The sequence below is a fragment of the Streptomyces cupreus genome (assembly GCF_014257025.1).
GTDB lineage: Bacteria > Actinomycetota > Actinomycetes > Streptomycetales > Streptomycetaceae > Streptomyces > Streptomyces cupreus.
Genome location: NZ_JACMSF010000010.1, coordinates 152,516 through 178,656, shown reverse-complemented (window position 1 = coordinate 178,656; position 26,141 = coordinate 152,516). Strand labels below are relative to the sequence as shown.

Annotated in this window: 15 protein-coding genes and 2 pseudogenes; 8 read left to right on the top strand and 9 right to left on the bottom strand. The window is 71.8% G+C overall.

Features of this window, described 5'->3' with window-relative positions; translation table 11 throughout:
- Positions 1-467 precede the first annotated feature (467 nt).
- Both H4N64_RS12600 and H4N64_RS12595 read right to left on the bottom strand, forming a co-directional pair.
- Positions 468-845, bottom strand: coding sequence for a toxin Doc (locus tag H4N64_RS12600; RefSeq protein WP_186282341.1), 378 nt, complete (start codon positions 843-845; stop codon positions 468-470).
- Positions 846-847: 2 nt separating this feature from the next.
- Positions 848-1,093: a hypothetical protein gene (locus H4N64_RS12595; RefSeq protein WP_186282340.1), complete on the bottom strand. Its 246-nt coding sequence runs from the start codon at positions 1,091-1,093 to the stop codon at positions 848-850.
- A gap of 173 nt (positions 1,094-1,266) precedes the next feature.
- On the opposite strand from H4N64_RS12595, the gene H4N64_RS12590 reads away from it, so the two are divergent.
- From H4N64_RS12590 to fxsT, 6 genes are all read left to right on the top strand, one after another.
- Positions 1,267-2,001 (top strand): 2OG-Fe(II) oxygenase, encoded by a 735-nt coding sequence (locus H4N64_RS12590; RefSeq protein WP_186282339.1) that lies wholly within the window; start codon positions 1,267-1,269, stop codon positions 1,999-2,001.
- An 89-nt stretch (positions 2,002-2,090) separates the two neighbouring features.
- The gene (gene sigJ, locus H4N64_RS12585; RefSeq protein ID WP_186282338.1) at positions 2,091-3,041 is read left to right on the top strand and encodes an RNA polymerase sigma factor SigJ; all 951 of its coding nucleotides are present in this window, start codon (positions 2,091-2,093) and stop codon (positions 3,039-3,041) included.
- A complete protein-coding gene (gene qcrB, locus H4N64_RS12580) occupies positions 3,038-4,510 on the top strand; it encodes a cytochrome bc1 complex cytochrome b subunit (protein WP_186282337.1) in 1,473 nt (490 codons plus the stop codon). Before sigJ ends, qcrB begins: the two co-directional genes overlap by 4 nt.
- A gap of 135 nt (positions 4,511-4,645) precedes the next feature.
- Positions 4,646-6,097 (top strand): VMAP-C domain-containing protein, encoded by a 1,452-nt coding sequence (locus H4N64_RS12575; protein ID WP_186282336.1) that lies wholly within the window; start codon positions 4,646-4,648, stop codon positions 6,095-6,097.
- Between the two features lie 26 nt (positions 6,098-6,123).
- Entirely contained in the window at positions 6,124-7,059 is a 936-nt protein-coding gene (locus H4N64_RS12570) for an AAA family ATPase (RefSeq protein ID WP_186282335.1), read from the top strand.
- The gene (fxsT, locus tag H4N64_RS12565; RefSeq protein ID WP_260859685.1) at positions 7,056-10,868 is read left to right on the top strand and encodes an FxSxx-COOH system tetratricopeptide repeat protein; all 3,813 of its coding nucleotides are present in this window, start codon (positions 7,056-7,058) and stop codon (positions 10,866-10,868) included. The genes H4N64_RS12570 and fxsT overlap by 4 nt, the downstream gene beginning before the upstream one ends.
- Here fxsT and H4N64_RS12560 read toward each other — a convergent pair.
- The 5 genes and pseudogenes from H4N64_RS12560 to H4N64_RS12540 all read right to left on the bottom strand — a co-directional run bounded on the left by H4N64_RS12560 (position 10,811) and on the right by H4N64_RS12540 (position 19,681).
- Entirely contained in the window at positions 10,811-12,727 is a 1,917-nt protein-coding gene (locus tag H4N64_RS12560; protein WP_186282334.1) for an aKG-HExxH-type peptide beta-hydroxylase, read from the bottom strand. The genes fxsT and H4N64_RS12560 overlap by 58 nt on opposite strands.
- A gap of 97 nt (positions 12,728-12,824) precedes the next feature.
- Positions 12,825-13,007: a hypothetical protein gene (locus H4N64_RS12555; protein WP_186282333.1), complete on the bottom strand. Its 183-nt coding sequence runs from the start codon at positions 13,005-13,007 to the stop codon at positions 12,825-12,827.
- Between the two features lie 31 nt (positions 13,008-13,038).
- Positions 13,039-14,172 (bottom strand): effector-associated domain 2-containing protein, encoded by a 1,134-nt coding sequence (locus H4N64_RS12550; RefSeq protein ID WP_186282332.1) that lies wholly within the window; start codon positions 14,170-14,172, stop codon positions 13,039-13,041.
- Between the two features lie 34 nt (positions 14,173-14,206).
- Positions 14,207-16,449, bottom strand: a pseudogene (locus H4N64_RS12545) (glycoside hydrolase family 9 protein).
- Between the two features lie 138 nt (positions 16,450-16,587).
- Positions 16,588-19,681 (bottom strand): annotated as a pseudogene (locus H4N64_RS12540) (glycoside hydrolase family 2 TIM barrel-domain containing protein).
- Positions 19,682-19,934: 253 nt separating this feature from the next.
- Here H4N64_RS12540 and H4N64_RS12535 point away from each other — a divergent pair.
- Complete coding sequence (locus tag H4N64_RS12535; RefSeq protein WP_186282331.1) at positions 19,935-22,310, top strand: SpoIIE family protein phosphatase; 2,376 nt, start codon at positions 19,935-19,937, stop codon at positions 22,308-22,310.
- An 80-nt stretch (positions 22,311-22,390) separates the two neighbouring features.
- The gene (locus H4N64_RS12530) at positions 22,391-23,032 is read left to right on the top strand and encodes a DUF4232 domain-containing protein (RefSeq protein WP_186282330.1); all 642 of its coding nucleotides are present in this window, start codon (positions 22,391-22,393) and stop codon (positions 23,030-23,032) included.
- A gap of 12 nt (positions 23,033-23,044) precedes the next feature.
- On the opposite strand, the gene H4N64_RS12525 is transcribed toward H4N64_RS12530, so the two are convergent.
- Both H4N64_RS12525 and H4N64_RS12520 read right to left on the bottom strand, forming a co-directional pair.
- The gene (locus H4N64_RS12525; RefSeq protein WP_186282329.1) at positions 23,045-24,847 is read right to left on the bottom strand and encodes a ricin-type beta-trefoil lectin domain protein; all 1,803 of its coding nucleotides are present in this window, start codon (positions 24,845-24,847) and stop codon (positions 23,045-23,047) included.
- A gap of 300 nt (positions 24,848-25,147) precedes the next feature.
- Entirely contained in the window at positions 25,148-26,077 is a 930-nt protein-coding gene (locus tag H4N64_RS12520) for a helix-turn-helix domain-containing protein (RefSeq protein WP_186282328.1), read from the bottom strand.
- Positions 26,078-26,141: the final 64 nt, after the last annotated feature.

Genomic DNA, 26,141 nt, shown 5'->3' with positions numbered 1-26,141 from the left:
GCCACTGAGCGGATTCCTTCCCACGCGCAGAGAACAGCGCGGGGAGCGTGAATTCACCAACCCCCATCCGAGCCCGATCCCCCATCGGTACGAATGCGACCCGGCTTTTACCCCCCGCACGGGCGCTTAACCCTTGCACAAAACACTCAGGCCCAACAAGGCACTCGGGCAACATCCGCACCTTTGAAAGAAAGTCAGAATCGACGGCAACTCTCGTCACCCGCACCGACTTTCGGCTTTGCCCTGCGCCCCGTGTGAATCACGCACCCGCGCCGGAGCGCCACGCACGCTCCCCGCGTGCATCACCGAGCAGTGAACTGGTACCGGCCCCTCGGAAGGCCCCGCGCAGGACGGCGGCTCTCCTGTGCGAAAGGGCCGCCGACCCCGTTCCTCCCGCCCTCGGTCGGCGGCCCCGAGGGGGGACGGCCCCGGCCGGCGGCCTCAGAGCCCCGGGTGCCCCGAAGGCCTCAGATCTGCCAGGACCGCAGCCGGTCCGCGGCGCCGAACACATCGGTCTTGCCGTCGATCAGATCGCGGACGAGGTCGACGAGGGCGCCGTAGGGCGGGTCGATGCCGACGCCGCTGACGAACATGTACGCCACGGCGGTGGCACAGGCGAACCGGGCGTTGGCCGCGGGCAGCGGCTTGAGCAGGGCGAGGGTGTGCAGCAGGGCTGCCGCCCGCCAGGCCGGGTCGGAGTTCACGCCGAGCCGCGGCGGGTCGACGCGGTGCCGGGCTACGGCGGCGACCAGCGCCGAGAAGTCGTTGATGGTGGGCTGGTCCGGCAGGACCTCTTCGTGCCGCTGGAGCAGCCAGGGCACGTCGATATGGATGACGGCTGCCATGGTCAGGCGGCCCGCCCCTCGCCCTTGGCCGGTGGTTCGTCGTCCGGGAACGCGGCCGCGAACTCGTCGGCGTGCGAGGCGAAGAACCGGCGGAAGGCATCGGCGCCCTCCTGGAGCGCCCGGTGCCGGGCGATGTCGGCCGCCGCCGCCTCCCGTACGAGCGCCTTCATCGACGTACCGCGCTCCTTGGCGATCTGCCGCAGATCCTCAAGTTCGCGGTCGCTGAACTCCACGTTGAGAGCTGGCATGACCCCACGGTACCGCGCGGGTACTTACCCGTAAATACACCGAGGTCAGATGGGGTGGGTAACGGTACCTGGCGGGGCGAAGCACGCCGTCCGTTTTCCGCCGGTCGACGGGCGGTGCCGGAGGCAGACTCGGAGGGCGACGGCACCGTACGAGACCGAACGAGGACGCATCCATGACCCCCAGAGCCTGTGTCACCGCCGACGCCGCCCGCCGCCGGGTCGCCGCGACCGACTGGGACGCGCTCGCCGCCGAACTCGACGTGCACGGCAGCGCCCTGACGGCACCGCTGCTGACGCCCGCCGAGTGCCGGGACCTGGCCGCGCTGTACGAGAAGCCGGAGCTGTTCCGGACCACCGTCGACATGGCACGGCACCGGTTCGGCTCGGGCGAGTACCGCTACTTCACCCACGAGCCGCCGGCCCCGGTCGCCGCCCTGCGCACCGCGCTCTACCCGCGCCTGCTGCCGATCGCCCGCGACTGGGCCGCCCGTCTCGGCCGCCCGGCGCCGTGGCCGGACTCCCTGTCCGAGTGGCTGGAGCGCTGCCGTACGGCGGGGCAGGACCGCTCGGCGCAGATCCTGCTGCGCTACACGGAGGGCGACTGGAACGCCCTGCACCGGGACGTCTTCGGCGACCTGGTCTTCCCGCTCCAGGTCGTGGTGGGCCTCGACGAGTACGGGACGGACTACACGGGCGGCGAGTTCCTGATGGTGGAGCAGCGGCCCCGCGCCCAGTCCCGGGGCACCTCGACCGTGCTGCGGCAGGGCCACGGGCTGGTCTTCACGACCCGTGAACGCCCGGTGCGCACCAAGCGCGGCTGGTCGGCCGGGGCGATGCGGCACGGGGTGAGCACCGTCCGCTCGGGCCGCCGGCACGCGCTCGGGATCGTCTTCCACGACGCCTCGTGAGAGCTGGGTCACATTAGCCCCCGCCGGTGTCACAAACCGGCCCCCTCAAGGCCTCCCAGTAGTGAGCGCACCGCTGCGGAGGCCACCGTATGTCCGAGACATCCCTATCCGAGACCGACGACCGGTTGCACCAGGCGACCGGCGTCTTCGTCGACCATCGCGAGCTGCTGTTCGGCGTCGTCTACAACGTGCTGGGCAGCGTCGCCGATACCGAGGACGTCCTCCAGGAGACCTGGCTGTCCTGGACCGCCCGGGGCGGCGGCGACCCGCTGGACGGGGTCGACAATCCACGGGCGTACCTCGTCCGCGTCGCCGTCAACCACGCCCTGCGCCGACGCGCCGCGATCACCCGCCGCCAGGAGACCTACGTCGGACCGTGGCTGCCCGAGCCGCTGGTCACGTCCGACGAGGGCGCGGACGACCCCGCGCTGCGCACCGAGTCCGTGTCACTGGCGCTGCTGGTGGTGCTGGAGTCGCTGACCCCGTTGGAGCGTGCGGTGTTCGTGCTGAACGAGGTGTTCGGCTATCCGCACACCGAGATCGCGGACATCCTCGACCGCACCCCGGCGGCGGTGCGGCAGCTGGCCCGGCGCGCCCGCGCCCATGTGCACGCGCGGCGACCGCTGTACCAGGCGCATCCACGGGTGCGGCGGGAGGCAACGGAACGGTTCGTCAGGGCCGCGCTCGGCGGGGACATCGCCGCGCTGATGGAGATCCTCGCGCCGGACGTCACGGTGTGGTCGGACGGCGGCGGCAACCGCAAACCGTCGGGGCTGCGCCCGGTGCAGGGCCGGGACAAGGTGGTCCGGCTGCTCACCGGTCATGTGACACGGCACAGCGTGGGCGAACTCGATCTGCGATTCCGGCGCGTCAACGGCGACGAGGCGGCGGTGCTGTTCCAGGGCGACGAGCCGTTCGCCGTGATGGTCATGGACCTCACCCCCGAGGGCGACCGGATCTCCGGCGTCTACATCGTCAGCAACCCCGACAAGCTCACGCATGTCGCGCGGGGCGAAGAGGAAGAAGAGGAGGAGGCGTGAGGCAGGCGTCGAAGGGGGAACGCGTCGCCGACTGGTTCGACGGCCGCCACGGCATCCACGCGCTCGGCCGCAAGTACCTGCGCAAGGTGTTCCCGGACCACTGGTCGTTCCTGCTCGGCGAGATCTGCCTGTACAGCTTCGTGGTGCTGATCCTGACCGGTGTCTGGCTCACCTTCTTCTTCCATCCGTCGATGAACGAGGTGACGTACCAAGGGAGTTACGTCCCCCTCAACGGCGTGCGCATGTCGGAGGCGTACGCCTCCACCCTCGACATCAGCTTCGACGTGCGCGGCGGACTGCTCATCCGCCAACTGCACCACTGGGCGGCGCTGGTGTTCGTCGCCGGGATGCTCACGCACATGATGCGGCACTTCTTCACCGGGTCGTACCGCAAACCCCGTGAGGTCAACTGGCTGTTCGGCTGGCTACTGCTCTTCCTCGGCATGTTCGAGGGCCTGTTCGGCTACTCGCTCCCGGACGACCTGCTCTCCGGCACCGGGCTCAGGTTCGTCAACGGCGCGCTCCTGGCCGTCCCGATCGTGGGGACGTACCTGTCGATGTTCCTGTTCGGCGGCGAGTTCCCCGGCGACGACATCGTGGCGCGCTTCTACTCCCTGCACATCCTGATCATGCCGGGCATCATGGCGGTCCTGGTCGTCGCCCATGTCCTGCTGGTCGTCTACCACAAGCACACCCAGTTCGCGGGCCCCGGCCGCACCGAACGCAACGTCGTCGGCGCCCCGTTCATGCCCGTCTACCTCGCCAAGGCGGGCGGTTTCTTCTTCCTGGTCTTCGGCACCCTCACCCTGATGGCCGCGGTCGCCACGATCAACCCGGTCTGGGCCTACGGCCCGTTCCGCGCCGACCAGGTCTCCACAGGCGCCCAGCCCGACTGGTACCTGGGCTTCGCGGAGGGCCTGGTGCGCGTGATGCCGGGCTGGGAGATCAACCTGTGGGGACACACGCTGGTCCTCGGCGTCCTGATCCCGATCGTCGTGTTCCCCCTGCTACTGGTCCTCATCGGCGTCTACCCGTTCCTGGAGAACCGGCTCACGGGCGACAAACGCGAACACCATCTCCTCGACCGCCCCCGCAACCACCCGACCCGCACAGGCCTGGGCGCGGCCTGGATCAGCCTCTACCTGATTCTCCTGGCGGGCGGCGGCAACGACATCGTGGCAACCCAACTCCACCTGTCCATCAACACGGTGACCTGGGCGATCCGCATCGCGGTCTTCGTAATCCCGGTCGCGGTCCTCGTCATCACCCGCCGCATCTGCCTGGGGCTCCAACTCCGCGACAAGGAGAAGGTGTTGCACGGCCGTGAGACAGGCATCATCAAACGCCTCCCGCACGGCGAGTACGTCGAACTCCACGAGCCCCTCGACCAGGCCCGCCTGCACACCCTGACCGCCCACGAACGGCCCCGGGAATTCGTCGAACACGAGTCCCGGGCGGAGCTCCCCTAGCCCTCGCGCGCCCTGTTCGCCGATCCTCTTCCGTCAGCGACCGTGACCCCTAATCTTGTGTCACTGACGGTACGAGCGGGTCGTCGGACAGGGCGAGGAAGCGCGCCCCCGGGCGGGGCGTCGGAGGGGGGCTCCTTGCGCGAGGAGATCGAGGACCGGATACGGCGCGCCGCCGTGGACGTCCTGGTGGGCTGCGACGGTCTACGCTCGTCCGAGGACCGGGAGCAGTTCCTGGATCTGGTGCTTGACCGGCTCGGACGCAACGGCCAGCTCCCCCGCCACACCATCCCGCGCAAGCAGTACGTCGCACTGCTGCAGTTCTGCATGAAGGACAGGCCGGGCGGCCTGGCGTGTCTCGCCGCCGTCCTGGACCTGCTGGACCCCGGCTCGGCGGAGTCGTTGCTGATGTTCCGGCTCTGCGACGAGTGGCGGGCCGCGCGCACACTGCCTGCCGAGTTCACCGACTCCTGGGGTCTGTTGGGGGACTGTCTGAAGGCGCTGCGGCTCCCCGACGAAGAGCGCCGCCGACTGGTGGCCCGGGCGACGCTGTCCCGATTACGTACCCCGCCCGACCACTCCACCACCCCCTGGTCGGACTTCCTCTACCTGGTGGGCCAGAACACGGCACCGGGACAGGTGCCGCCCTGGATGGCGTATCTGGACGAGGCCTCGGCCTGGATGGACGCGTCGCACCGCCAGGAGATCCGCGCGATCAACCGGCAGCGCGCCGTGCGCTGGGAGTTCGGGGACACGCTCGACCGCAGACGCTACGGCCGGCAGGCGGAGCGGCAGCCGGCCATCCATGACGAGCACCTCGCCATCCGGATCATGCCGGCGCCCTTCGACGAGGGCCACTACACGGTGTCGTACTGGTTCCACTCCGACGCCCGGGGGCCGGACTTCGAGGGGCGACGGGACAGCGCGGTGATCCCCTTCGCCGATCTCCAGCGCACGGTCAGCGAGGTGATCTCCGAGGTGGAGCGCGCCGAGGGCGACCGTCCGGGGCAACTGCGTCTGGAGTTCGTGCTCCCACTGGAACTGATCAACCTGCCCGTCGAGTCCTGGCCCCTGGACGCCGCCGAGGATCCGCATCTGCCGCTCGGCATGAGCTATCCGGCGGTGGTGATCCGCAGCCTGGACCGGCTGCTCGACCAGCGCTGGCACGGCTGGTGGCGGCTGCGCTGGCAGAAGCTGCGGCAGGAGCCGACCGCCGGCTCCGTGTACATGAGCATCCCGAACAACGGCCCCCAGCACTCGCGCCGGGTGGTGGCCGGGCTGCTGGACGAGGAGCATGTCGCCGCCGTACTGAGCGAACCGCCCGAGGAGGGCCGCCCGCATGGCTGCCTGGAGTTCAAGACGGCACTGCGCACGGGCTATCCGGTGGTCGTATGGCATCGCACCAGCGAGTCGACGACGGAGTTCCGGCAGGTGCTCAGCGAGCTGTTCGCCGGTGGCTTCGCCGATCTGCTGCCGCGCATCACCCGCTTCCGCCGACAGGCCGCCGCGCTCGGCTCGGGCGCACCGGAGCACCACATCGGCCGGCATCTCGCGGTCCTGTGGGACGACCCTGACCGCAAACCGCTGTGACCCCGCTGCGCAGAGAGGAAACATCCATGGACTCCTGGTGGCTCTACCGGGGCACAGGCATCCCGCTCGACCCGGCCGAGCGGGACCGCCGGTGGCCCGCCCCACCGCCCTGGCGCACCTACTCCGGCGGCCCGGACGAACCTCCGGCGCCGGCGCGGGACGAGGCGGCCACCCGGGTCCTCGGAGCCCCGGCCTCCCCCCGGACCCCGGATCCCGACGAGGTGGCGGGGGTGAACACCGCGCTGACTCTGCGCCGTCCGCTGCTGGTGAGCGGCGAACCGGGCACGGGCAAGTCCGCGCTCGCGCACCGGATCGCCCGGGAACTCGGCCTGGGTCCGGTGCTGCGCTGGCCCATCACCGGCGGCAGCACCCTCGGCGAGGCGCTGTACGGTCCGGCCGGGGCCGCCACGGTGCGCCTGGGGCCGCTGGGCACCGCCCTGCTCCCTCGCCGATTACCGCGCGTCGTCCTGGTCGACGACCTCGACCGGGGCGGCTTCGACCTCCCCGACGAGCTGTCGGGCGTCGTGCACGACGGGGAGTTCACCATCCCCGAGCTCCTCGGTTCGGACAGCACCCTCGTCCACACCTGCGAGCCGGGCGGCACGGCAACGGTCCACGACGGACTCGTACGGTGTCACGAGCCGCCCCTGGTCGTCGTCACGACCGGCGGTGAGCGCGACCTGCCGCCCGCCTTCGTACGGCACTGCGTCCGTCTCGAACTGCCCCCGATGACACGGCAGCGGCTGGCCGAGCTGGCCCGGGCCCGATTCCCGGACGTCCCGCCGGAGTTGCTCGACGCCCTCCTCGACCGGGCCGGCCGGGAGCCCGCTCAGGTTGGCCGGTTCCTCGACGTCCTGCACCTCGTGAACGCGGGTGCCCTCGGCGCGAGCCGGGAAGGTGACGAGGAAGGGAGCGCGGCCCTCGACACCCTCTGGCGGTGGGCCGCCGTGGAGGGGCCATGATGACGTCCGTCGACTGCCGGGACGCCCCGTCCGCGCGCTGGACGGACATCACCGACCCTGAGGGCCTGCTGCGCGCGCTGCGGGGACTGCGGGGGCCTCGGGCCTGGGACGTGGTGGTGGCGGTGGACCCCAACCCCGGCATGGCGGTCTGGCACGACACGGCGGCGGAGTTCACCGGACTGCTGCGCCGCTCGCGCGCGTTTCGCCGGGTGGACCGGTGCACGCTCAGCGCACTGCCGCCCGGCCGTCCCTCCGCCTCGCGGCTGACGCTGGCGGTCACCGACGGCAACGCGCCCGGCTGGCGCACCGGCGCCCTCGGACGGACCCTGCACCGCTGGGCGGCAGCCGGCCCCCTCGCGGTCGTCCATCTGCTGCCCCATCAGGCCTGGCCCGAGTCCGGCGTCCCGACCTGGCCGCTGTCGCTGCGCTCGGCGGGACCCGGCGCGCCGAACCGTCGGCACGGCACACGACCACGGCAACTCGGCCTCGGCGCGCCCGAGGAGAACGGCCCGCATCTACCGATTCCCGTACTGGAGTTGACGCCCCGCAGCCTGGAGTCATGGGTCCACCTGGTCACCGGGGCCCGGGGCACCTGGACCCGGCTCCCGCTGACGTTCGCCGCGCCGCATCAGGAAGGCCCCCGTCCCGCGCACCCCGACCCCGGGCCCGGGGTCGAGCGCGTCGCGTCCTTCCGCCGCTCGGTGTCCCCCCAGGTGTCCCGCCTCGCCACTCTGCTCGCCGCCACCCCCCTGGCTGTCCCCCTGATCCGGCACGTGCTCACCCGGCTGCGCCCCGAGGCCCGGATCTCCGACTTCACCCAACTGCTCACCCACGGGCTGATCCACCCGGTCCCCGGCCCACCACCGAGGACCGGTCCACGCATCGCCTACGACTTCGCCCCGGACGTCCGCGGCGAACTCCTGGCCGCCGGACGGACGGAGGAACTGCGGCAGGTCGTCGACCTGGTCGGCGAGGCCCTCGGTCCGTCGGCCCACCGCCTGTGGCAGGTCCCCGAGCTCCTGGCCGGCCGGGAGCTCCCGCGGCCCCTCGGCCCGGACGCGGAGCCCCGCGCCTGGGCCGAGCCGCAGATCGCCGTACTGCACGCCCTGTCGGGCCCGCACGCCGTCCAGGCACGGGCGCTGGAACGCATGACCGCCGCGTCCAGAACGCATCAAGCCACCCGGGCAGCCCCCGCCCCGCCCCCTTCGCACCTGCGGAAGCAGGAGGATCTGGTGAACCAGCCGAGCAAGTCACCGCAGCCGCGCACCGACGTCCCGCCGGGCACGCTCCCGGGTCCGGCCGACCGCCGCGCCGGCCGCGGCACCCCGGCCGTGTGGGGCAACGTACCGCCGCGCAATCCCAACTTCACCGGCCGCGTGGAGCTGTTGGACGCCCTGCACCGCAGGCTGCGCAAGGAGAAGGCGACGGCGGTGCTGCCCAACGCGCTGCACGGGATGGGCGGGGTCGGCAAGACGCTGCTCGCCGTGGAGTACCTCTACCGGCATCTCGGGGACTACGACCTCGTCTGGTGGATCTCCGCCGAACGCACCGCCCAGATCGCGCTGTCCCTGGTGGAGCTGGCCCCACGGCTCGGTCTGGAGGCGGGCAGCGAGGCGACCTGGTCGGTGACGGCCGTGCTGGAGGCGCTGCGCCGCGGTGAGCCGTACGACAACTGGCTGCTGGTCTTCGACAACGCCGACAGCCCCGAGGCAGTGCGGCCCTACTTCCCGTCCGGCGGGCCGGGCAACATCCTGGTCACCTCGCGCAATCCGCAGTGGGCGAGCGTCGCCAAGCCGCTGGAGGTGAATGTGTTCCGGCGGGAGGAGAGCGTGGATCTGCTGCGCCGGCGCGGCCCGGACATCAGCGACGACGAGGCGGACCGGCTCGCGGAGGCGCTGGGCGATCTGCCGCTGGCCATCGAACAGGCCGCCGCCTGGCGGGCCGAGACCGGGATGCCCGTGGACGAGTATCTGCGGCTGCTGGACGAGAAGCAGGTCGACCTCCTGGGCCTTGCCGCACCCCTCGACTACCAACTACCCGTCATCGCGGCCTGGAACGTCTCGCTGGACCAGTTGGAGGCGAAGAACCCCGCGGCCATGCAGTTGTTGCAGCTGTGCGCCTTCTGCGCCCCCGAGTCGATCTCGCGCAACCTCTTCGCGGGGCGCGCGGGCGCCTCGATCACCCCCGAACTCGACGCGGTCCTGCGCGACCCGATCCGTCTCGGCCAGGCCATCCGGGAGATCGGCCGGTACTCACTGGCCCGGTTCGACATCCGCGCCAACACCCTCCAGATACACCGGCTCGTCCAAACGGCCCTGATCTCCCGTATGACGGAGGCCGAACAGCAGCGCATGCGGCAGGGCATCCATCTGCTGCTGTCGGCCAACGACCCCAACGACCCGCACAACGCGGCGCATTGGCCGCGCTACGGCGAGCTGTACGCGCACCTGATCGTCTCCGAGGCCGTCCGGTCCACCGACCCGTATGTGCGCCGGCTGATTATCAACGAGGTCCTCTACCTGTTGCGCTGGGGCAATTACGAAGCCGCCCTGCAACTGGCCCGGTCCGCCTACGAGTCCTGGCGACAGGACGGTGGAGAGGACGACAGTAAGACCCTGGAGCTGTCCAAGTGGATGGGGGCTGTGCTGTTCTGCGAAGGCCGTTACGGCGAGTGCGCGGCCGTCAACGACCGTGTGCTGGAGGCTTATCGGCGCACCGTCGGCGAGGACCACGAGGACACCCTGGACGCCCTCGGCAACGTGGCCATCGACCATCGCGTCAAGGGTGACTTCGCGGCCGCGCTGGAGCTGGCCGAGTCGGTGCACGGGCGCTATCTGCGGCTGCTGGGCGAGGAGGACCCCGAGACCCTGCGCGCGGCCCACAACCTGGGCGTCAGCCTCCGGCTCGCGGGACAGTTCGCGCGGGCGCGGGAGCTGGACGCGCGGACCTGGCACAGCAAGCAGCAGCTCTACGGCCAGGATCACGTGGTGAGCCTGGTGACCTGGCTCAGCCTGATCCTCGACATCCGTGAACTCGGCGACTACCACACCGCCCTGACCTACCAGCGCGAGCTGACCGAGCGTGCGACCCGGCTGCTCGGGCCCAACAACCCGTTCACGCTGTCCAACGACCGGCATCTGGCGGTGGCGTTGCGCAAGGCCGGCCAGCACGAGGAGGCGCAGGCCATGGCCGAGCAGTCCCAGAGCGCTCTGGTCGCCCGGTACGGCGAGAACAACCCGGGCTCCATGGCGTCGACGTTGGAGCTGTCGATCGACCTGAGGCACGCGGGCGACCTCACCACCGCGCGGAACCTCGGCGTACGCGTCCATCGGCAGTACGCCGACCTGTACGGCCCGAAACATCCGCACACTCTGTCGGCCGAGATCGATCTCGCCATCACGCACCGGCTCCTCGGCGACGCGGAGGCCTCGAAAGCCATCGACGAACGGGGGCTCGCGGACCTGCGCCGTGTCCTGGGGGAGAGCCACCCCTCGTCACTCGTCTGTGCGACGAACCTGGCCAGCGACCTCTACGCGCTCGGCGAGTACGAGGCCGCCCGGGAGCTGGACGAACAGACCCTGGCGCTCTCCACCGAGGTGCTCGGCGCGGACCACCCCTCCACCCTGGCCTGCGCAGCCAACCTCCCACTGGACCTCAACGCGCTGGGCAGGCGCGAGGAGGCCGAGCGCCTGCACAGCGCGACGGCGGAGCGCCTCAACCGCGCGCTCGGACCTGACCACCCCGCCGTACGTCAGGCCGTGGACTGGGAGCACCGCGCGGACTGCGACATCGATCCGCTGCCGCTGTGAGCACCGTCGCCGTCCCAGGCGCGGGCCAGCCAGTCGGCCAGCTCGGCCGGGGGCGGGGTCTGCCCCGAACTGCGGGTGATCGCCCGGGAGACGGCACGCAGGAGTTCCGGGCGCTGCGCCACACCGCGGTGACCGAGGAGCAGCCCGAGTCCGCCCCAGGCGGCGGGCCGTGACGTCTCCTCGGCGTACAGCGCGGCGGCCGTGTCCGAGTCGCCCGCCACGTACGCCAGGTCCGCCGGGGTGACGTCCTTCGGCCGGGGTCCACCGTCGCGGGCCTCGGCGAAGGCGTGCGGGTCGGTGATCCTCAGGCGGACCAGGTGCGCGTAGGCGTCGAGACGGCAGCCCGCGGGATCCGTGACGACGTCCCCACCACTCTCTTCGGTCACCGCGAGCGGCGGCCGCGTGCCGCGCAGCCAGGAGTCCGCGGCCGCCCGCACCGTCGCCTCGTCGGGCGCCATGTGATGGGCGCGCCAGGCGGAACGCTGATGGGCGGCGGCCCGCTCGGCCAGAAGGAGGGACGTCTCGGGCACCGGTTCGCCGTCCCAGGAGCGGATGTCCGCGAGCAGGGCGCGCACCAGCCTGCGGCCGGTCGCGGTCAGCGCGGGGTGGGTGTGGAGGGTCTCCAGGGTGGCGCGGGACTCACGCCGCCACAGGGCGAACTCGAAGCGGGCGCGTTCGCGGGCGCTGCCGCTGTCGCGGGCGCTGCGGTCCCGCCAGAAGCGGGCGACGCCGGAGAACGCGAAGGCTCCGTGCAGGACACCGCTCAGCGGCCTGGGGTCGTCGCGCCAGGGCGCGTGGAAGAGGTCGGGGCAGTCGTCGGCCAGCGGTGTGAGGTGCATCAGGCCGTTGAGCAGCGTGTGGCGGAACTCGTGGACCAGGGTGACCGCGAGCTCCACGGCGGCCTCGTCGTCGGCTACTTGGGCGTCCGGTGCGGAGATCATCACGCATCCGAATGCCTCCGAGGCGGAGGCACTGCGCGGCCGGAAGCGCTCCGCCGACGGCAGCGGGACGAGTGAGAACAGCCCGGCCGCGAGGGCCGCGGCGCTCTCGCGGTGGTCCTCGACCAGCAGCGCCCACGCCCGGTCGAGCCCGCGCCGCCAGTGTCGTAGTCCCGCCTCGTCCAGTCGGTCGGGCCCGGCGGTACCGGCGATGACGGGGTAGCGGGCCAGGTCGTCGACGGTGAGGTTGAGGGTCAGCCCCGCGTGACTGACGGACAGCCGGCGCATGCCGGACCAGCCGGGCGCGTCCTGCGTGGCGTCCCTCGGCACGTCCACTGCCGGTCCGTCGTGCTGTGTGCGGACGCGCGCCGTCCCGTCGTGCGCGCTCACTTCGGCCACGCCCCATGGCTCGGTGGCGGCCGACTGCGCCCGGCCGAGGCACGGGAGGAGTACGGCACCGTCGCGGGCGGGCACCAGGATCCGGAAGTCGACACCGGCGAGGACGGCACCGGCGGCGGCCAGGGCGTGCAGCTGGCCCACGTCGGACCAGAGGGGCGCGTCGCCGTCCTCCGATCCGCGCAGTCGGCGCAGCACATGGGCCGCCCACAGTCCGGTCTGCGGGTCCATCAGCAGCCGGTGCACCGCCTCCGGGCGCTGCCGCTGGGCCCGCGCGAGCAGGTCCCACGCGTCGTGCGCCGGAGCGAGCGGGCCGATGGCCGACGGCCGCGAGGAGACCTCGTCCACCAGCACGCGCAGCAGCAACAGGCGCCTGCTGTACTCGGCGTCCAGCAGCGTTCGAGTCGCCCCGAGCCGTTCGCCGGTGGAGCAGAGCATCCCGAACGAGACATCGTCGAGACGGTGAGACCGCAGAGGCTGCGCGGAGCTGTCGGATTCCTCGGCGGCTTCACATGACGTGCCCACGAACGCTTCCTCACCCACGGTCTCCACGGCCTCGGACCGATCAGGCCCACGTGCAGCGCACACTACCCGGCGCGGCGGAAGGTGAGTCGGATCTCGGTCAACTGGGCTCGCTGCCACCCCTGGTGCTGAACGGCCGGTCCACACTCGTGAGCAGCATGTCCACCGCGGGCCGCAGCGCGGCGTGGCCGACCTGGGGAAGCTCGTCCAGCGAGAGGTGGGACAGACGGGGCAGCCAGGACTCGACGCTCGCGGACTCCGCCGCATCACGGGACTCGTACATGGGGCCCGATGGTATAGGGACGCGGGTCGGCTTACGCAGACGCCTCGACGATCAACCGGTGCGCGTGCTCCGACTGCGGACTGCCCCCCGCGCACAGCAGCACCGCCTCCGCCAACTCCCTGAGCGCGCCCGGTCGGCGGGCGCAGGTGCGCAGGATGCTGATGGTGTCCATGCGGGGGCGGCTGTGCCGGGCGATGGCGGCCCGTACGCCGATTCTCAGCAGGCCGAGGATCTCCTCCCGGCCCTGTGGTTCCACGAACTCCTCCACCGACAGTAGAGCGTCCGTCAAGGCGCGGAGCCGGTCGGGGGTGAGGTCGGCCCCCGAAGGGCTCGCAGGGTCGGGGCCGCCGCGGGAGAGGAGTTGGGCCTCGTCGCCGTCCCAGGTGCGGGACCACAGGTAGGTGGGGGTCTGGGAGGCGTGGCCTTCGGCCCGCAGGCGGGTGAAGCGGTCCCGCAGGCGGTCCATCACCGCGCCCGGGTCCGGTGGCCAGCCCGTGCCGATCGTCTCGTCGTCGGTGAGGACCGCCAGTGCCTCCCGGCTGAACAGGCCCGTCCCCGCACCCGAAAGGTTCGTCGCGGCCTCGCCCGGGCGGGCCGCGAAGAGCACCGCCTGGTCGCGGGCGGTGCGCGCCATCGGTGTGCCGTAGTCCTCGCGCGGCAGTCTGCGTCGGGCCCGCCAGGAGTTGTGCAGGAGCTGGCAGGCGTCGACCAGCCAGATCTGGCGCGGGTGGCGGGGCGTTGCGCGGTAGTACGTCAGGAGCGCGTCGAAGTCCAGGTTGATCGGGTCGTGCGCGGTGGCGTCCGCGTAGAAGAGCCGCCTCCTGCCCTCCCCGTCCACCACGCCGTGCCCGCCCCACACCACCCACAGCAGCTCGCTCTGCTCCGCCGCGACGGTGCGCAGGAGCGTGGTGTGCACGGTGGCCCGGTCCGCGCCGAGGACGGTGTACGGCACCTTCCGCGCGGCGGCCGTCCGCTCGGGCGGCGCGGACAGCAGCGCGGTGATCCGCTCGGGCGGCACACCCCGGGCGAGGAACCAGTCCGCGAACCGCAGCGCGTCGGACACGGGGCCGTCGAGTGCCCAGTGCGCCCCCGCCCGGTAGGCGTCGACGCCCACCACGACGACGGTCGTCCGACGGGGATCGGCTTGCGGGACCGGTGAGTTCATTCGCCCAGTGTGCCGCCCGAGCGGCCTCAGCGGGTCACCCTTGGTCCGCCACGAAGGAGGCCATCCGGGTCAGCGCCGAGTTCCAGTTGATGGTGTGCTCGTTGGTCGACCAGGACTGGATGTCGTCGATGTAGCAGAACTGACCGACGCAGCCCTGGAGTTTGCTCTGTGCGAAGGGGTCCTGGATGCTGGAGTTCGGCCCTCCGGCGAGCGTGCCGACCGGCGGGTTCGGCTGGTTCGGGTCCAGCTGGTGGGCGTACCAACGGGCGTGCTGGTTCTTGGAGTTGACCTCGCCGTAGCCGGTCACGTACGAGATGTTCAGCGCGTTGCGGCCGAACAGGTAGTCCATGCTCTGCAGCGCGCCGTCCCGGTACTTCGAGGCGCCCGAGATGTCGTACGCGGTGGCGATGACCACGGCGTTGTGCAGGATCTGGTGGTTGGATCCCCAGTCGTACTGGTTGCCCTCGGGGGCGTACGGCATGCCGTACGGATGTGACTTGAGCGTGGCCAGGTAGCGGTCCCCGCCCTTGATCACGGACTGGCGGACCTTGTCCCGGCCGGGCAGTTCGCTCGGTACGGTCGCGAGGTCGAGGCGGGCCGCCGCGGCCGTCCTGGCCCAGTCGTAGCCGAGGGCGCCGAAGATGTCGGCCGTGTGGACCGGGGAGCCCAGGACTCGGTCCTCGAACCGCTTCTCTCCGGTAGAGAGATACAGCTCCGCGGCCGCCCAGTAGAACTCGTCGGTGACGTTGCTGTCGGCGTAGGTGCCGCCGCCGATGCCGTCGCTCTCGGAGGCGTACAGGTCGGGATGGGCGAGCGCCGCCGACCAGGCCTTGCGCGCGGCGGCCAGCGCCTTCGCGGCGAACTCCCGGTCGTACGGCCTGTACAGGCGCGCGGCCTGCGCGGCCGTCGCCGCCAGGTTCAAGGTGGCAGCGGTGGACGGCGGGTGCAGTTCGCGCTTCTGCGGGTCGTCGCTCGGCAGCAGGGGCAGGCCCGTCCACTGCTCGTCATGGATCTTGTGGTGGGCCATGCCGGCCAGCGGCTGCCCCTCGGGCACCTGCATCTTCAGCAGGAACTCCAGCTCCCAGCGCACCTCGTCGAGCAGGTCCGGCACCTTGTTGCTGCTCTCGGGAATGGCGAGGGTGCGGTCGCCCAGTTTCGCCGGGTCGCCGGTGCGGGCGTGCAGCGAGCGCTCGTAGGTGCTGAGCAGTTCCCACACCGAAATGCCGCCGTTGACGACGTACTTGCCGTGGTCGCCGGCGTCGTACCAGCCGCCCGTGACGTCGAGGGTGTAGTCGCACACGCCGGGCCGGCAGGGCACGGCGCCTCGCCCTGGTTCGGCGCGACGTCGACATGGCCCGCGGGACGGGCGTAACCGGGCCGCAGATCATCGCGTATCGCGATGCCGCTGCGTTGCGTGTAGTAGTACTTCACCGCGTCCAGGCGCAGCCGCTCGTAGACGCTCGCGTCGATGTCGAAGGGGCGGCTGGTCTCGCCGTCGGCGACCAGGGTGAGGCCCTGGCCGCGGGTGCGGTAGGAGCCGAAGTCGATGGAGTGGACGTTCTGCCCGGAAGAGCCGTCGGTGCCGCGCGGCACGGTCCAGCCTCGGGCGACCACGGCTCCGTCGGTGCGGCGAAGCTGCCACGGCAGTCGCTCGGTCGCGTCGGTGACGAGGGTGGCGTTCTTGGGCCCCGCGGGCAGATAGGCGACCTGGTTCACGCGCACCCGGGGACCGGTGTCGGGCTCGTACGGCTCCGGCTCCACCCCGCCCACCAGCGAGACGTCGTCCATGCAGAACCGCCAGACGTCCGCGCTGCCGCCCAGCTGGAGGCCGACCTGGCCCTGGGCGGTGTCGACGGGTGCGGTGAAGGTGTACGAGTAGCGGTTCCCGGAGACGCTGAGCTGCGGTGACACCTCGAAGTAGGTGTCGTACGGCGCCACTTGGAGGCCGACGATCGCGCGCACGACGTGTCCGTCGGGCACCCCGGAGGCGGTGAAGGAGAAGCGGTACGACTCCCCCTTGACCAGGGTGATGTCGTTCTGGCCGACGGCCGCGTCCCAGCGGTCGGTGGTGCCGCCGGGCACGTCCGCGCAGAGCTGTCCGTCGGACAGGCCCGCGGTGACATTGCTCGTCGTCCACCATGGCTCGGTGGTGGTGTCGAAGGTGCCGTTCCTGACCTGTTCGACCTCGTCGGCACCGGCCACGGGGGCGGGCAGGGCGACCAGGGCCGCTCCGAGCAGGGTCGTCAGGGACAGCACGGCGGTTCTGCGTCGTTTCACGTCTGGGCTCCTCGGCGGGAGGTACGGGTGACGCTCCCATGGGAGCGCTCCCAGATGCGGACGCAGGACATGCTTGTGGCAGGTGTGACACCCCGTCAACGGTCCGGACAGGACGAACTGCCCGGACCGTGACGGGACTCAGGTCGCGGGCACCTCCAGCCTGCTGATCCGTATCGCGCCGCGTGCCTCCCCCGGGTGGGCGCTGGTCAGGGTCAGTCGCAGACGGGAGCCGCGTACCGGGTCGAAGGTGACGACGGACGGCGCGCCCGAAGCGGTGGCCCACTCCACGGCCGCCCCCCTCGACCGGCAGATATCGGCGGCCGTCCCAGACCTCGACCTCGACGCCGACGGGCAGGGTGTGTGTCGCGTCGACGGTGAAGGAGACCTCGGCCCGGTCGAGGGTACGGGTCCGCCCGAAGTCGACGCTGACCCAGTCCTCGGCGCGGGCACCGTCGAAGGCGGGCAGCAGGGCGGTGGCCGCCTTGTGGAAGCCGTTGGACCAGCCGGTGGCCGGGTCGCCGTCGAACATCGCGGCCGGGAGGGTGTCCGGGCGGCCGGAGTAACCGGCGTCCGCGTAGGGGTGGTTCACCGGAGCCGGAAGATCCGGCTCGAAGGTCGGGGCCGGGGTGAGCGCCACCGAGTCCGCCCGGGTCGTGCGTACGGTCAGCGTGTCGGTCCGCAGTCCCTCCGCCCGTGCGGTCACCTTCAGCGCGCCCGCCTTCGTGCCTGAGCGCACGATGGCAAGTGCCTTGCCGTGGAAGGCGGTCCGGGTGCTCGCCTGGTAGCGCTCGACGCTCTCCTGACGGCCGTTGTCGAGCCCGGCGAGCGAACCGCCGGCCACATCGAAGGCGATCAGGTCCTCGGCGTCCGGGACCACCACACCCCGGGCGTCGACGATCTCGGCGGTCACGAACACCAGCGAACGGCCGTCGGCGGCAAGGGAGTCACGGTCGGCGGTGAGCCGTACGGCATGCGGCTTGCCCGCTGTGCGCAACACATCCGTCGCCACGACCTTGCCGTCACTGCGCGCGACCGCCTTCAACTCGCCCGGCTCGTAGGCCACTTTCCAGGTCAGATGGAGCTTGCCCGCGCTGCCGTTCGGGCTCGTGTAGCTGCCGGGATAGGGGCCGCCCGAGTAGGTCTTGTCGTCGCCGGTCGCCTCGGTGGTCTCCAGGTAGACCCGGCCGTCGGTGGTCTTCTTGGTGTCGAAGGTCCGGGTGCCGAGGGAGCGTCCGTCGAGGAAGAGCTCGACGGTGTCGACGTTGGAGTACGCCCACACCTCGACCGTGTCGCCCCTGTCGTGGTTCCAGGTCATCGGCAGCAGATGGACCATGGGCTCGCTCGTCCACTGGCTCTGGAACAGGTAGTACATGTCCTTGGGGAATCCGGCCGTGTCGACGGCGCCGAAGAAGGACGCCTTGACGGGGAAGACGTCGTACGGCGTGGGTTCGCCGATGTAGTCGATGCCGGACCACAGGAACTCTCCCGTGAACCACTTCCGGTCCCGGTCCTTCTTGTGCCCGTACTCGCCGCTCATGGTCCAGGAGGCGAGGTTGTTGTCGTACGACGAGGTCGCCCGCCTGCCCGGGGTGTGGTTCTCGCCGGTGTTCAGGCGCTCCGGCTCCTGGTAGGTGCCGCGGGTGGAGGTCTCGGAGGAGGACTCGGACTCGAAGAGGAACAGGTGCGGGTAGGTCGCGTGGAGGGCGTCCACCGACTTGGCGGTGTTGTAGTTGAGGCCGAGGCCGTCCAGCTTGGCCAGCATCCGGTCGGCCGCCGAGCCCTTGGCCGGAAGCCGGCGGTATTTGTCGGAGCCGATGACCAGCGGGCGGGTGGCGTCGGCGGCGCGGATGGCGTCGATGACGCGGTCGGCCATGGCGAGCCCGGCGGTGGAGGTGGAGTCGGGGACCTCGTTGCCGATGGACCACAGCACCACGGCCGGGGAGTTGCGGGCCGCGAGCACCATCTCGGTGGCGTCCTTCGCGCCCCACTCGTCGAAGAACCGCCCGTAGTCGTAGCGGTTCTTGCCGGTGCGCCAGCAGTCGAACGCCTCCACCATCATCACGATCCCCATCTCCTCGCAGACCTGGATCACTTCAGGTGCGGGCGGGTTGTGCGAGGTGCGCAGGGCGTTGACGCCCATCGACTTCATGATCGTCATTTGTCTGCGCACGGCGTCGATGTGCACGGCGGCGCCGAGCGCGCCCAGGTCGTGGTGGAGGTCGACGCCCCGGATCTTGGTGTACCTGCCGTTGAGGAAGAAGCCCTCGTCCGGGTCGAAGCGGAAGGTCCGGATACCGAAGGGGGTGCGGTGGGTGTCCACGGTCCGTCCGCCGACGCGGAGTTCGGTGTGGAGGGTGTAGCGGTGCGGGGCCTCGAAATCCCACAACTTCGGGTCGGGGACGGTGAGTTCGTGGGTCTCGGTGGCCTGGTCGGTGACGGCGACGGTGGAGGACGTACGGGCCACGGTCCGGCCGCCCGGGCCGGTGATCCGGGAGACGACCTCGACATCCGCCCCGCTGCCCGAGTCATTGACCACGGAGGTCCGCACCCGCGCCAGGGCGCGTTCCGCCGTGACCTCGGGTGTCGTCACGTACGTGCCCCAGCGCGCCACGTGCACCGGCTCGGTGACGACGAGCCGGGCCTCGCGGTAGATGCCGCTGCCGGAGTACCAGCGGCTGCTCGGGAGCTGGTTGCGGACCATGACAGCGAGGACGTTCTCGGTGGTGCCGTCGGTGTGCAGCAGCTCGGTCAGGTCGAAGGCGAAGCCGGTGTAGCCATAGGGGTGGCGGCCGACCTCCCGGCCGTTGCAGTGCACCACGCAGTCCATGTAGACGCCGTCGAACTCCACCGAGATCCGCTTCCCGGCGAGGGCGGGCGGCAGGATGAAGGCCAGGCGGTACCAGCCGAGGCCGCCGGGGAAGAAGCCGGTGCCGCTGGTGGTGCCGTGCTCGGTGGTCGGGGCGAGCTCGATGCTCCAGTCGTGCGGGACGGCGACCTCCCGCCACGCCGAGTCGTCGTGCGCGGGGTCGGCGGCGTCGGTGTACGCGCCGGTCGGGTCGGTGATCCCGCCCGGGTTGACCAGGGCGAACCGCCAGCCGTCACGCAAGGGGACGGTACGGCGGCTCGAACGACCCCCTTCGGCCTCGGCGGCCTGCGCGGACGCGCCCAGCAGCGCCCCGGCGGCCGGTGCGGCCGTGGAGGCGATCAGAACCGATCTGCGAGTGACCGTCATGGCGGCTCTCCCTCATCAGGGCCCAGAAGTACTCACAACTGATCGTGAACACGCAGATTCTGACGGGTGGCCACGCAACATCGTCAAGGGCCAGGAGAAAGCGCTTGCCCATCAGGGTCACAACGGCCGGATTTCGACCTTGACTGTTCGATCACCCGCACACGGGTTCCCCGTCCGTCCCGAGCCCCGACGCACTACGCTGGAACCGAAGTGACCACCGGTCACTGTGAGTGTCCGCGTTGGAGTGGCGCCGATGACCCCGCACGACACGATCGACGACGCCGCGACGGCTCGGGCTGTCATCGACGAACACGGCACCCTCGTGGAGTGGAACGCCGGCGCCCGGCGGCTGCTGGGCTGGCCGGCCGCCGACGTCGTGGGCCGCCCCGCCGCCGAGCTGCTGGCCGACGGCTCGGTGCCCGTCCCGGCGGGCCCCCGCTGGGACGGCACGCTCCCCCTGCGCCACCAGGACGGCCACCGGGTCCGGGTGTGGCTGCTGGCCCACCACCGGCCGCCGCGCGAGGACCGCCCGGCCCACTGGCTCGTGGTCACCCCGCTGGAGGCGGCCGGCCCCGGCTCCCCCGACGACCCCCTGGCCACGGCCGCGCTCACCCAGTCTCCGTGCGCCGTCGCCGTCTACGACGAGCGGCTGCGGCTGAACCGGATCAACGACGCCATGGCCGAGGTGATCGGCCTGCCCGAGGAGCACATCCAGGGCCTCAGGCTCTCCGAGATCGGCGGCAAGGCGCAGAGCGAGGAGCTTGAGGCGCACATGGCCGACGTGCTGGCCACCGGCCGGGCCCGGGATGTGCAGACGTACTTGCGCACCGGCGGCGACGCCCGGGCACACGCCTGGCTGGCCCGGATCGCGCCCGTCACCGACGCCGAGGGCCGGGTGCGGGGCGTGTGCCTTGCCGCCCATGACTTCACCGAGAACTACCTCTCCTGGGAGCGGCTTCAGCTGGTCAACGAGGCCGGCGTGCGCATCGGCACCACCCTCGACGTCACGCGGACGGCACAGGAACTCGCCGATGTGTGCGTGCCCGCGCTCGGCGACTTCGTCAGCGTCGACCTCCTCGACGCCGACGATGAGGGCGCGGCCCCGCCGGCGCCGATCAACGCCCCGGTCGGGCTGCGCCGCGCCGCGCACCGGTCGATCACCCCGGGCACCCCGGAGGCCTTGGTCGAGCCGGGGCACCTGGAGCTCTACCCGGCCACGTCCCCGCAGGCCGCCTCCCTGACGGCGGGCCGCACCGTCGTCGCCTCGGTGCCCTCGGGCGACCTCGACGCGTGGCTGAGCCGGGACCACAGGCGCAGCGCACGGGACAGGGAGTACGGCATCCACTCCACGATGTCCGTGCCGATCCGGGCCCGCGGCCTGACCCTCGGCGTCGCGGTGCTCACCCGGTTCCGCCGCCCCGACCCGTTCACCCCCGACGATGTGCTGCTGGCCGAGGAGATCACGGCCCGCGCGGCCGTCTGCGTCGACAACGCCCGCCGCTACTCCCGCGAACGCGAGACCGCGCTCGCCCTCCAGCGCAGCCTGCTCCCCCGGGGCCTGCCGCGCACGCGCGCCGTCGACGCGGCCTCCCGCTACCTTCCGGCCGCCCGCTCCGGCGTGGGCGGCGACTGGTTCGATGTGATCCCGCTGTCCGGGATGCGGGTCGCGCTGTGCGTCGGGGACGTCGTCGGCCATGGCATCGAGGCCTCGGCGACCATGGGCCGGCTGCGCACCGCCGTGCGCACCCTCGCCGACATCGACCTGGCCCCGGACGAGTTGCTCACCCACCTCGACGATCTGGTCGTACGGCTCTCCGAGGGGACCGGCGGCGACAGCAGCCCCGGAGAGGTCGGTACCACCTGCCTGTACGCCGTGTACGACCCGGTGTCCCGGCGCTGCACCCTGGCCAGGGCCGGGCATCCGCCGCCCGTGCTGGTCCCGCCGACCGGTGCGGCCCGGCCGATCGAGCTGCCCGCCGGGCCGCCGCTGGGTCTTGGCGGACTGCCCTTCGAGTCGGCCGAGCTGGATGTGCCCGAGGGCAGTGTGCTGGGGTTCTTCACCGACGGTCTGATCGAGAACCGCGAACGCGACGTCGACGCCAGTCACGCGCTGCTGCTCGACGCCCTGGCGATCTCCAGCGACTCGCTGGAGGAGACCTGCGACCGGGTCCTGCACGCGCTGCTCCCGCCCGGCGGCGTCCCCGACGACGTGGCCCTGCTGCTGGCCCGCACCCGGGGCCTGCCCGCCTCCCAGGTCTCCACCTGGGACATCCCGGCCGACCCGGCGCTGGTCGCGCCGATCCGCAAGCAGGTCGTCGAGCAGCTCGACACCTGGGAGCTGAGCGCGGCGTCGTTCACGGCCGAGCTGGTGGTGAGCGAACTGGTCACCAATGCCATACGGTACGGCTCGCAGCCGATCCGGCTGCGGCTGATCCATGACGCGGCCACCCTGATCTGCGAGGTGTCCGACGCCAGCCACACGGCCCCGCATCTGCGCCGCGCCAAGGCCTGGGACGAGGGCGGCCGGGGGCTGCTGCTGGTCGCCCAGCTCACCCAGCGCTGGGGGAGCCGGCACACCGAGCAGGGCAAGACGATCTGGGCGGAACTCGCCCTCCTCGACCTGGACTGACCGGGCGTACGCTTTCCGCGTTTCTCCTTGCGTACGGCGGACACCCGGGAACATGACGAATCCTCAGGAGCGTGGAGAACATGCCGAACACCTCCTCGTCCGTGCGCCGGGCCGCCCTGCTCGCCGGCGCGATCGCGACGCTCGGCGCACTGACCGCCTGCGGCGGCGCGGACGGCACGACGACCGCGCCCCAGCAGCCGACCACGACGAACGAGCGCACGGCCACCAGCAGCTCCCCGAGCGAACAAGCCACCACCACTGAACCGGCGTCCTCCCCCTCGCCGGCAGGGGGCACGAAGAAATCGAGCCGCTGCCACACCGCGGAACTGCGCGCCGAGGTCGGCCGCATGGATCCCGGTGCAGGGCAGCGGAACTTCCCGATCGTCCTGACCAACGTCTCCGCGCGCACCTGCACGGTGTACGGCTATCCGGGCGCCGCCTTCGTCGACGCGTCCGGCAAGCAGCTCGGCCCGGACCCCGAGCGCGCCCCGGGTTCACCGGCACGCGTGACGCTGGCGCCGGGCGACAGCGCCTGGGCGGGGCTGTCGTACTCCAGCCCGGAGATCAGCGGGGCCCGCACGGCTCGCCCGGCGGCGCTGCTGGTGACCCCGCCGGACGAGCGGGAGCCGATCGAGGTGCCCTGGACGGCGGGTGCGGTGCCCGTGTCCGGGAACGCGTCCTCGGTGTCGTTGACGGTGTTCGCCCCGGGCTCGGGGCCCTGACGGCCCTGACGGTCAGCGGCGTCCGCCGCCGTAGCCACCACCGCCCCAGCCGCCGCCCCAACCGTTGCCGTTGTCGTCCCACGAGCAGGAGTACGGGTCCGTGTAGCAGTTGTCGGTGGGCGTCGGGGCGGGCGATGGGGTCGCGGTGGCCTTGGGGGTCTTCGACGGCGTGGGGGTGGGCTTCGGCGTCGGAGCGGGGGGCGGTACCGGGGTCGCGGGTTCGGCCCAGTTGACCGCCTCCAGATGGAGTTCCGGCTTGGAGGTGTCGATCACCCAGCGCTGGGCGGAGTCGTCCTTGCGGGTCTTGAGGACCAGCGCACCGGAACCGTCGGTGGCGGCGGGCGTCAGCGCCAGCTCCTGGTCCCAGCGCGGAACCAGGGCGCCCTGGAGCGTGAAGTCGTAGCGGACCTTTCTGGTGTCCGTGCAGGGCGCGAGCCGTACCGAGTAGCCGAGGCTTGAGTCCAGGCACAACCCGGGGTCGGCGGCGCTGCGCAGGCGGCCGTCGGTCTCGTACACCCACTGCTGGCCGGCCTGCGCGGAGCACTCCGCGAGCTCGGTCTCGGCGCCCTTGACCGCCTTGCCGCCGACGATGCCGACGCACAGCCCGGAGGCGATGTTGTGCAGCCGCCCGGTCAGCGTGCCCTGGGCCGCCTCCTTGGCCCCGGCCCACGAGGGGTCGGCGCTCGGCGCCCGGCTCTTGGAGCCGGCGGCCTCGGTGGCCCGTCCGGAGTCGGTGGGGCCGGGGCCGTCCTCCGAGCCCAGGACGGACCACAGCACCAGCGGGACCACGGCCAGCGCGCTGACGGTCACGACCGCCACGGTGAGATTGCGCCGCCGCACGGCACGGCGGGCTGCCTTGCGGGCCGAGCGGCTGCACCGGGACGGCGGGGCCGCGATCGGGGGCGCCGCAGGCGCCTGCCCGGCGCCGAAGTCCTCGCCCACCACGGCCGCCGCCTCGGCCACCGGCACGCTCTCGTCGTCCGCGCTGCGCGCCCGGGACTCCACATACGCCGGCGCACCCCACCCGAGCACCGCCTCCGCCAGAGCGAGGCCGAGTCCGTGGTTGAAGCGGTCCAACTGATCGGCGGTGTCCAGGCAGTGCTTGCACCCGTCCAAGTGCGCGCGCAGGTCGGGGTCGACGTCGACGCCGACACGCCGATAGGTGACGTCGAGCATCCGCAGATACTGGCGGCACTCCTGGTCGGGAGCGAGTTCGCGATGGAGCTGGAGGCACTCCTCACGCAACCGGTCGCGGGCGCGGCCGAGTTCGACGCGGGCGCCCTCCTCGTCCAGGCCCAGCAGCCCGGCGGGCGTCTGCAGCGGTTCGGCCTCGACCTCGGTGTGCCACAGCAGACAGCGGGCCGACTGGGGCAGCCGCTGGAAGGCGCCGGAGAGCAGACGACGGTGGGCCGGTGGCAGCAGGCGGGCGGCGGCGCGCCCGCCTCCTGCGGCCTCGGACCGGAGCTCCGGATGGAGCAGCTCACGCCGCTGGTCAGTGTCCCACTCCCCCGCGACACGCCGTACGGTGACCAGGAGTTGGGGGCGCCACGCTGAGGTCGGTCCGGTCTGTCGCAGGGTCTGTCCGAAGAGCCTGGTGAACGCCGCGGTGGTGAGCATGCCGGCGGCACGGGCGGTACTGGTGCACAGCCGCGCGTAGGCGAAGCCCGCCGCCCAGTGCCGGTCGAGGAGTTCACCCACGGGCTGGAGTGCGGGTGACGCTCCCGTCCACTTCTTGAGTTCGGCGCTCAGTTGCGCGTCCGTCAATTCCAGGAGGTGGGCGTTTCCTGGGGAATTCGGCAAGCCTGCGTCATGCACGCGGCATTCCTCCGGAGGGCATGCGGCATTAAATGGTCCATACCAATGGGTATGCTCCGGGCGCGGCTCTTTTGAAGCGTGAGGCGTAAGGGAGCGAGGCACACCTTTGCACAGGTCAGCAACAGGGAACAAGGCTTCTCGCCGTTTTGTGCATTGTGCGCGCGCCGCCCGTGATTGAACCTGTGTCAGTAAAGCGGCGGGCAGTATCGCAGTCGGGCGGGACAACCGTATTCATTAAGCCAGGACGGCCACCTCGACAACCATTGAAGCTGCCCGTCCGGCTGGTCGTGCGGCCGGAAATCATGCTTCGCCGCCCCTCTGGTCCGCGCCGCCAACCATTGGAGCGTTCGCCCGGTAGGCGCCGGGCGGGGTGCCGTAGCGTTCCCGGAACACCCGGTTGAAGTGAAAAGGACTGACGAATCCCGAAGCCGCCGCGATCCGTTCCACGGAGAGGTCGGTGCCCTCCAGCAGGCGTGCGGCGTGGCGCAGTCGCGCCTCGCGCAGCGCGCGCATCGGGGAGACGCCGAGTTGCTGGGTGAACAGGTGGGCGAACCGGGAGGGCGACAGGGCGACCTGCCCGGCGAGCGAGCGCACGGTGTGCGGGGCGCCGGGGTCGGCGGCGATCAGCGCCTCCGCCCGGCGCACCCGGGGGTCGACTCCGGGTGGGGGTGAGGGCGTGCACGCGGTGGCGGCGGTGAGCAGGACGGCCTCCTCCAGGGCGCACAGGGCGAGTTCGCGGGCCGCCGAGCCGTGGGCCACGGCCACCCGGTCGGCCTCGCCACGGGTGCCGGGCGGCGCGCCGGTGCCGGTCCAGCGGGCGTCGGCGAGCATGCGCCGGAACGCCGCGCCGACACGGTCGTGCAGGGCGTCCGGGGTCGGTGAGACGGCGTACAGCCCGTCCCCCGTGTCGTACGGACGCAGCCAGGACTGCCACGTCGGCCGGGCCTGGCAGTGCGCCCACCAGAACTGCCAGTGCGAGGCGCCCGGTCGGGTGCCGTAGCGGTGCCGGGTGCCGGGCGCGAGGACCACGAGATCGCCGGTGGAGGCCCGCGTCTCGGCCGTGCCCTGGCTCAGGTGGCCATGGCCGCCGGTGGTCCAGGTGAACAGCCAACTGTCCGTGCCGGAGGGGCGGTTGACGCTGTAGCCGGGCGGCTGGTCGAAGCGGCCGACGACCACCAGGCCGGGCGGCGGGGCGGGGTCGGCAGTCTCGGGCAATCCGTCAGCACCCATGGGCATCCTCCTCGGACGGGCATCGGCCTAGCGTGTCGTACGGACACCCCCTGACCGAAGGAGC